This window comes from Candidatus Neomarinimicrobiota bacterium (assembly GCA_041862535.1).
GTDB lineage: Bacteria > Fidelibacterota > Marinisomatia > SCGC-AAA003-L08 > TS1B11.
In genome coordinates, this window is the sequence record JBGVTM010000014.1 from 1 (window position 1) to 7,102 (window position 7,102).

The following is a 7,102-nucleotide window of genomic DNA, read 5'->3' on the forward strand; positions in this document are numbered from 1 at the left end:
ATCTGCTCCTCCTCCGCGGAGATGACACTGTCCGCCATAGCCGCCTGGTATACCTGCCGGTAGATGCGCTGAGCTTCGATTTCCTGGGTGCCCACACCCTCTTGGGCCAGGAGCAGGCCGGCTGCAAACAGGAGAACGGCGACGATAAGGGGAATGGTTCTATTGGTATGAAGCCGCTCCAGGCTGGGGAAATGTATAGGTTTCATGGCTGGCCCTCCCTGTTTGAGTAGTACAACAATAAATCTAGTACCGCATAGGCCGTAATGCACAGAGACTTTTGCCTGCCACAGCGCAGTCAGGGTGCTTTTGTGCCGCTGTTGTTGGAGAGGCTTTGACTTGAGGGAAAGGGGCGTGCCTACCTGCCCTGAATCAGTTCCCAGCGCACCTGCCAGCGGGGATTCACCAGGCGGGTCATCAGCAGAAGCGTCGCCAACACTCCGGAGATCACTCCGGTGGTTATCCACATCATCATGATGACGATCTGAAACTTCACCGCCTCCACCGGGGGCACACCAGCCAGGATCTGCCCGGTCATAACCCCGGGCAGCTGGACCAGGCCCACCGTCATCAGCGCGTTTATTGAGGGAATCAGGGCACCTGACACGGCACTCTTGAAAGCAGGGTGCAGAGCTTTCCTGGGAGGCGCGGCCAGAGAAAGGGCCACTTCCACTTCTGCCTGGCGCAACTGCATGTCGTTGATAAAGCGATTGGCCGAAAGGGAAACGATGTTCAGTCCATTACCCAGCACCATGCCGCTGAGGGGGATCATCACCACCAGGTTGTACCAGGGATCAGGTCTAATGATCAGCAATGCCACTACCCCCAAACTGACCACCAGCGCCAGAGTCAAAGTACCAAAGGTGATGAGGAAGAAGCGTGGGAGCTTCACCTGCTGACGCCGTACACTTTCATAGCTGGCCACCGTCAGCATGACGACCAGCACTGCCGGAAGCAGCCAGGGTGAGTTCACCTGGAACAGGACCTTGAGGGCAAACCCGATGAGGGTCAGTTGGGCGAAAGCCCGAACCGTCCCGATAGCCAGGTTCTTCTCAACGCCCAGACGCTGTAAGCGCGATACGGCGATAGCCAGCGCCATCAGGATCAGCGAGAGGGCCACATTACCGAAACCGAGCTGAAACAGTCCCACTAGGAGATTTCCTCTCCCGGAGGGAGCCCCCGATAAGGGACCCCTGTGGGACATTCGGACAGGCTGCCGTGGGCCAGCTCCAGGATTATCTGCCCCAACTTCCGCGCATGCGACTTGCGATGAGTGACGAAGATGGTGAGCAGCTTTTCTGCCGTACTGATCTCCCGGACCAATTCCAGGATACGTCCAGCGGTGGCGTCGTCCAGGGCTGAGGTCGGTTCATCGAGTAGGAGCACCTCCGGTCGGGTTACAAGGGTTCGCGCCAGGCAAACCCGCTGCTGCTGGCCCACACTTAAGTTGGCAACCGGCCTGTCCAGCAGGGAAGGGTCCAGATGAACCTGCTCTAACAATGTGCTAAAGTCCACCTCATTGCGATGACTGAACTTGCAGGCAAAGGCCAGGTTTTCTTCTACTGTCGCTCCCACAAATCCCGGTGTTTGAAACAGGATGCTAATACGCCGGCGCACCTCAGCTGGATGAAGGGTGATAATGTCTCTGCCAGACAGCAGAATACGCCAGCGGTCGACCGGCGTGAGATTATTTAGCACCCTCAGAAGGGTGGTTTTGCCTACACCCGAGTCCCCCTGGATGGCATAGATACACTCAGCCTCAAAGGTATACGTACAATCCTGGAGGATATAGCTGTGGGGTTGGCCAGGTGTGGACTTCCAAACCGACTCCAGCGTGAGCATGAAGGATCAGCCGGGTCGTGTAGCGGGCGTCGGACTCAACGACTCAAGGTCCTTCCGCTTGCGGATTAGTTCCTGGAGCTCATAGTTCTCGGGTGTCGGCCGCAGCTCGAAAGTCCTGCCCGCTTCAATCAGGGCCAGCTCGTACCACTTTTTCTTGGCATAGGCCACCGCCAGATTGTAATGGGCCCGCGTAACGATATCGAGTTCACGGCTGGACATGCGACGGGGGTCGGCAGGCAATAAGCGGATCACCTCTTTGAATTCCAGGATGGCGTCATCCACCAGGCCCTTCTGATAATACCATAGACCCAGGTCAAGATGCCGTTCGGGTTTTTCGCTGCAGCCCGCCAGCAGGAAGATCAGAAGCGTAAGCAGGACAAGAGTGGAGGATCGTTTCGTCATTGGGAATGCCTGTTATATATAATTTATTAAAAAAGTTCATGGCCTTAGAATGGAAATACAAGCAAAAAGGAAAGCAGATGCCTGGCACCACTGCAGCGACGCCATCAGCTCGCTGCTGATGCTGGCTGCCGTCGCAGGCAGCACCCTGGGCTATCCCGCCCTAGACGGCATGGCCAGTGGCTTCATGCGCGTTTCAAATCTAATCTTTTAATTTGAACTAATACTCAACCAAATTATCATGGCTTAATGTTCTTCTTAATCCCCTATGAGATCTGCGGCCCATGAGACAACAGCCTCGGCTAGGCGAACAGCCTCACGATGTTCATCCTCGTCAATGGGCTCAAAATCACCAGGGTATCGGCTTGCAACAGCGTAGTTCGTGAGACCGGCCGCCTCTTGAACCTCCCTTGGTATGTCAAGCTTCGCCGGTAAGAGGTCGATGAGTCTCCTGATGCTATGAATGTTTGGCACCGCCACGGAGTTCGCAACCAGTACTGCTTTGAGTGCTTTCTCCGCGGCTTGCTGAGTGTGGAAGCATAAGTCCTCAAGTAAAACCCCTTCCGGCCGGGACAAGCGCGCCAGGTTAAGGTCGCTGCGCGCACGGTGAAGCCAATCAGCGGGGCTTCCAGGGATTCGATCCTCAGCGGGCATATAGTTCCTTCCCCTCTTTGAGAACGGTGCGATAAATGAGACCGATATTGTCTTTATGCCGCTGTATATCGCCAGTAGTGGCAACCAGTATATCGAAAGATGCCTCGATGCCTTGAATTTGCCGGTAGAGCTTTTGAGCCGTCCTCCTACGGTGAGTACCTTCTGGCATTACGACCAGAAGATCTATATCACTGGCGGAGCCGAATTCTCCTCGAGCCGCCGAACCGAAAAGTATTATTCGTTGCGGATTTACCGCTTTGACGATCTTCTGGACTAGCTCTTCAATAACCTGAGGTTGGAATTCCATCTTGAAACTCCCGAATTGCAACGAGGACTAAAAGACCGCGCATCAGCTACGTAGCGAAGCAAGCCGTCGGCTGCATGCGCTAGTTAGGTGCCGCTGCTGTCTCACCTAAGGAAGTGACTGCGAGTAGGTTCGACCTTTCTTCGTTCGGACTATGGCGCCATGATCATCGGCAAAGTACATGGCGTACATAATGTCCGACCTGTCGAACTCGGGCAGAGCCTTGTACATATCCGTCTGCAGAATGCCGGGCTGCTCTTGGATCTTAGCAATGGCGGCGTCGCGGATCTGCTGGTAGAGCGGATCAGTCTTGACGAACTCACTGTATTCCCGCTTAGCCTCGTTCAGCTCTCGCTGGAGTTGGCCGCCGGTATTGACATTTTGCTGCCTGACCGACTCTACCCACTTGAAATACGACGAACGCGCCCGCGCGAAGTCACTCTGTGCGTAGTACTTACGCGCTGCCTCTCTGTGAATCTCGATCTCTGCGGTTCTATCGGGGAACTCCACCGATCTCCCATCTTGAATGGTGACATGCACCTAAATTATTATTCGGCGGTTATGCGGTATCGCAATGAGCTCTCTTGTCAAATCTTGTTTTGCTATCCCAAAGGGAACCCGTTGGGATACTGCCTGGCATTCCCGTAGAAATGCTGCGATGGAAAAGTAAAGTACAGGGGCAACGGCCTTCAAGTAAATTATTCCTGTGGAGCTATGTGTCTCCCTCCGGTGGCTTTTCCACTTTCGCCGGCAGCCGGCTGCGACGGATAATCTTGCGGATCCGGCGAATGGCCGCGGTGCTGCCTTTGACGAGCAGGGCGGACAGCTCGTCGGCCTCATGCGCCTGGAAACGAACTTCCCCCCCAATCTCATGGAGTTCCTTGCCGGTTGTGACCCGCAGCGCCGGTGATTTGATAAAAGAGAGCACCTGGCTGGGATAGACGCTGCGGTGACCGGTCATCAGGAAGCTCACCACCGAAGCCAGCGCAGCATAGGGAACGATCGCGGGGCCGAACAGCTCCACCGCCATGATACTGGCTGAGATGGGTGTATTGGCGGCACCGGCCAGCAATGCCACCATACCGATGGCCGCGAAAAAGGAGCTGTCCTGATTAAACAAACTGGCCCACAGGTGTCCGCCGGTAGCACCGATATAGAAGACAGGACTTAAGGTGCCGCCACTGCCACCGAAATTGAGGGTGATGCTGGTAAAGATCATTTTTGCGAAGGGCGCTATGACGGAGGCTTCTCCACCACGGATCACCGCACCGGCCTGCACCAGTCCGAGTCCAAGATAATCCCGGCCCAGCACAAGCGTTAGAATTACCAAGCTAGCCCCGCCAACAGCGGCCGTCCAGATTGGTGATAATTTTATCCAATGAGCAAGCTTGCGGGCAATCCTCATACATTCGATCAACAGCAGGGCCAACAAGCCAAAGAACACGCCCGCGAAGATGACCTCCACCAGCAGGATGGGGTCCAAGGTCACGGCGAATTGCTGGAATTGGTGTGAATAGGCCAGACCCAACCAGCGGGCGGTGCCAAAGGCCACAATGCCCGCCACGAAGGATGGAAACAACACATCGTAGACGATGGCGCCCACAAACAGTGCCTCCACTCCGAAGATGGCCCCCGCGATGGGGGTCCCGAAAACCACCGCAAACCCAGCGCTGAGGCCGCAGACCACGATTTTCTTGCGGTCATCACTGCGGAACTTTAACAGGTCCGCCAGCTTGGAGGCCAACCCGGCCCCGATCTGGGCTGAGGGTCCCTCCTTGCCGGCAGCACCGCCGAGGGCGATCGTGACGATGGTAGCCAGGGCCTTAATCGGCACTACCACCAACCGGATACGCCCCGAGTGGCGATGGTAGGCCTCAATGACTTTTTCAGTCCCGTGGCCTTCAGCCTCGGGTGCGAACCGCCGCACCAGATAGGCGCTCACCATGAAGGCCACCGGCAGCAACAGGAAGGACCAGGACCACCGTCCCGCCAGAGTGATGGAACCATCCAAAGCCTTGAGGAAGTAGCTAGTGGCTATACCCACCACCACACCCACCATAATGGCGATGAGGAACCAGCGGATAACATGGATGAAAAGCAGCGAGCTTTCCAGGAAGCGGCGGAGCACGGCTCTATAGTTCAATAGAGATTTAGGGTGTGAAAGGGGACCTCATAAGGGGCAAAGTTACGTATGCCCCTATTGGGCAGTCATAAGAAGTTGTACGTTCTGCTAGTAGGGAAGACCAGCTAGGAGTGCAGCTGGATCAAACCCTTCTCCTTACCGGTGCATCACCGTGTAGCGTTTCAGGTTGCCGATGGCCTTGGTGGCTCTTCCGTCAAGCCACTTCTTCGGCCAGCTGCTCGTTTTGGATTATGATTTTAGGATTGGGATTTGGAGGAGGCAGGGGCAGACCCTTTGCCTGCATTAGATTAATATGTTCGATCATGCCACACTTTGCCTTATACAGACAATCCTCGATGGAATGCCCGATACCTGTGAACCCCTCCAGATCCGGCGAGTAAAAACCGAAATAATCCGGCTCTTTGGTAGCTTCAATTACCAATGAGTATTCCAGAGTGATCACCCTGAAGTTACCCTACCGGTGCATCACCGTGTAGCGCTTCAGGTCGCCGATGGCCTTGGTGATCTGAATCTCCCGGGGGCAGGCATCGGTACAGTTGAAGATGGAGTGGCAGCGCCACAGGCCGTCCTTATCGTCCAGCACTGGCAAGCGTTCCTCGTTGCCACCATCTCGGGAGTCGAATATGAAGCGGTGGGCTTTTACGAAGGCGGCCGGCCCCACAAACTCGCGGTTGAACCAGCGGAAGGAGGGGCAGCTGGTGGTACACGAGCCGCACATGATGCATTTGGTGGTATCGTCGAAAATTGCCCTGTTGTCTATGGACTGGGTATACTCAGTGGCCGGGGCGGGTTCCTTAGGAATGAAGTAGGGCTTAACCTTCTCAAGGCCAGCGAAGAAAGGCCCCATGTCCACGATCAGATCCCGGATTACCTTCAGTCCCCTGATGGGCTTAATGCGGATACGCTTACTCTTGAGGTCCTGGACCAGTACCTGGCAGGCCAGGCGGTTGAGGCCGTTGATCTCCATGGCATCCGAGCCACATACCCCGTGGGCACACGACTTGCGGAAAGCGATGGTGCCATCTTCCTCGTCTTTGATGGCCATCATGACATCAAGGACCCGGTCTTTGGGATCGACATCCCTCACAAAGGTGTCGAAGCGCGACTCGTTCGTGTCCGGGTCATAGCGGAAAATCTCAACGGTTACCTGCATCTTAATACACCCTCGGCTTCGGTTGGAATTTGGTGATGGTCACCGGTTTGTAATCGAACTTGACTTTACCATCTTCCACATAGTGGATAAAGGTGTGTTTGAGCCAGTTACTATCATCCCGTTCGGGATAATCTTCCCGGGAGTGGGCCCCCCGGCTCTCATTGCGGTGCAGAGCACTTTCGGCAATGGTCCAGGCGGTGTCCAGGAGGAATCCCAGCTCGATGGCCTCCACCAGCTCCGTGTTGAAGTAGGCACTCTTGTCGGTTATGCCGACGGCCTTATAACGTTGACGGAGCTCCTGAATCGCATTCCGGGCTTCGATGAGGTTCTCTTCGGTGCGATAGACGCCGCACTTGGCCATCATCACCTTCTGCATCGCTACTCGCAGGTCAAACACCTTCTCTTTACCGCCACCATTCTGCAAGCGGTCGATCTCACCACGGATGAAAGCATCCGGTTCGCCTTCGATGCGGCCGAATTCCGCTTCCTGAAGGTGTCGGAGCATGTCCTTGCCGGCCCGGCGGCCAAAAACCAAAATATCCACCAGGGAGTTGGTCCCCAACCGATTAGCACCGTGAACCGATACGCAGGCCACTTCACCACCGGCGTA

12 protein-coding genes are annotated in these 7,102 nt (G+C 55.6%); 1 reads left to right on the forward strand and 11 read right to left on the reverse strand.

Annotation, left to right across the window (positions count from 1 at the left end; all coding sequences use genetic code 11):
• The 4 genes from ACETWG_00625 to ACETWG_00640 form a co-directional block, all read right to left on the reverse strand.
• The coding region (locus ACETWG_00625; GenBank protein MFB0515092.1) for a hypothetical protein at positions 1-206 on the reverse strand (206 nt) is incomplete at its 3' end.
• Positions 207-355: 149 nt separating this feature from the next.
• Positions 356-1,147: an iron export ABC transporter permease subunit FetB gene (fetB, locus tag ACETWG_00630; GenBank protein ID MFB0515093.1), complete on the reverse strand. Its 792-nt coding sequence runs from the start codon at positions 1,145-1,147 to the stop codon at positions 356-358.
• Positions 1,147-1,839, reverse strand: coding sequence for an ATP-binding cassette domain-containing protein (locus ACETWG_00635; protein MFB0515094.1), 693 nt, complete (start codon positions 1,837-1,839; stop codon positions 1,147-1,149). The genes fetB and ACETWG_00635 overlap by 1 nt, the downstream gene beginning before the upstream one ends.
• Before the next feature lie 6 nt (positions 1,840-1,845).
• Positions 1,846-2,241 (reverse strand): hypothetical protein, encoded by a 396-nt coding sequence (locus ACETWG_00640; protein ID MFB0515095.1) that lies wholly within the window; start codon positions 2,239-2,241, stop codon positions 1,846-1,848.
• A gap of 49 nt (positions 2,242-2,290) precedes the next feature.
• Between ACETWG_00640 and ACETWG_00645 the strand changes: the two genes are divergently transcribed.
• Positions 2,291-2,452 (forward strand): hypothetical protein, encoded by a 162-nt coding sequence (locus ACETWG_00645; protein ID MFB0515096.1) that lies wholly within the window; start codon positions 2,291-2,293, stop codon positions 2,450-2,452.
• 44 nt (positions 2,453-2,496) lie between these two features.
• On the opposite strand, the gene ACETWG_00650 is transcribed toward ACETWG_00645, so the two are convergent.
• The 7 genes from ACETWG_00650 to ACETWG_00680 form a co-directional block, all read right to left on the reverse strand.
• Positions 2,497-2,892 carry a HEPN domain-containing protein gene (locus ACETWG_00650; GenBank protein MFB0515097.1) on the reverse strand — a complete coding sequence of 132 codons (396 nt, stop codon included), beginning with the start codon at positions 2,890-2,892 and terminating at the stop codon, positions 2,497-2,499.
• On the reverse strand, positions 2,882-3,199 hold the full coding sequence (locus ACETWG_00655; protein ID MFB0515098.1) for a nucleotidyltransferase domain-containing protein: 318 nt from the start codon (positions 3,197-3,199) through the stop codon (positions 2,882-2,884). The genes ACETWG_00650 and ACETWG_00655 overlap by 11 nt, the downstream gene beginning before the upstream one ends.
• A gap of 105 nt (positions 3,200-3,304) precedes the next feature.
• Positions 3,305-3,736, reverse strand: coding sequence for a hypothetical protein (locus ACETWG_00660; protein MFB0515099.1), 432 nt, complete (start codon positions 3,734-3,736; stop codon positions 3,305-3,307).
• A 172-nt stretch (positions 3,737-3,908) separates the two neighbouring features.
• Positions 3,909-5,339, reverse strand: a complete 1,431-nt coding sequence (locus ACETWG_00665; protein ID MFB0515100.1) for a chloride channel protein — start codon at positions 5,337-5,339, stop codon at positions 3,909-3,911.
• A gap of 193 nt (positions 5,340-5,532) precedes the next feature.
• The gene (locus ACETWG_00670) at positions 5,533-5,760 is read right to left on the reverse strand and encodes a type II toxin-antitoxin system HicB family antitoxin (GenBank protein ID MFB0515101.1); all 228 of its coding nucleotides are present in this window, start codon (positions 5,758-5,760) and stop codon (positions 5,533-5,535) included.
• Positions 5,761-5,793: 33 nt separating this feature from the next.
• Positions 5,794-6,492, reverse strand: coding sequence for a succinate dehydrogenase iron-sulfur subunit (locus ACETWG_00675; protein MFB0515102.1), 699 nt, complete (start codon positions 6,490-6,492; stop codon positions 5,794-5,796).
• A gap of 1 nt (position 6,493) precedes the next feature.
• A partial coding sequence (locus tag ACETWG_00680) for a succinate dehydrogenase/fumarate reductase flavoprotein subunit (GenBank protein MFB0515103.1) occupies positions 6,494-7,102 on the reverse strand: 609 nt, incomplete at its 5' end.

What these genes read in the sequence shown, in the direction of transcription:
- ACETWG_00635 (MFB0515094.1), bottom strand. Translation starts at nt 1,839, where the DNA reads ATGCTCACGCTGGAGTCGGTTTGGAAGTCCACACCTGGCCAACCCCAC.
- ACETWG_00640 (MFB0515095.1), bottom strand. Translation starts at nt 2,241, where the DNA reads ATGACGAAACGATCCTCCACTCTTGTCCTGCTTACGCTTCTGATCTTC.
- ACETWG_00645 (MFB0515096.1), top strand. Translation starts at nt 2,291, where the DNA reads ATGGAAATACAAGCAAAAAGGAAAGCAGATGCCTGGCACCACTGCAGC.
- ACETWG_00650 (MFB0515097.1), bottom strand. Translation starts at nt 2,892, where the DNA reads ATGCCCGCTGAGGATCGAATCCCTGGAAGCCCCGCTGATTGGCTTCAC.
- ACETWG_00655 (MFB0515098.1), bottom strand. Translation starts at nt 3,199, where the DNA reads ATGGAATTCCAACCTCAGGTTATTGAAGAGCTAGTCCAGAAGATCGTC.
- ACETWG_00675 (MFB0515102.1), bottom strand. Translation starts at nt 6,492, where the DNA reads ATGCAGGTAACCGTTGAGATTTTCCGCTATGACCCGGACACGAACGAG.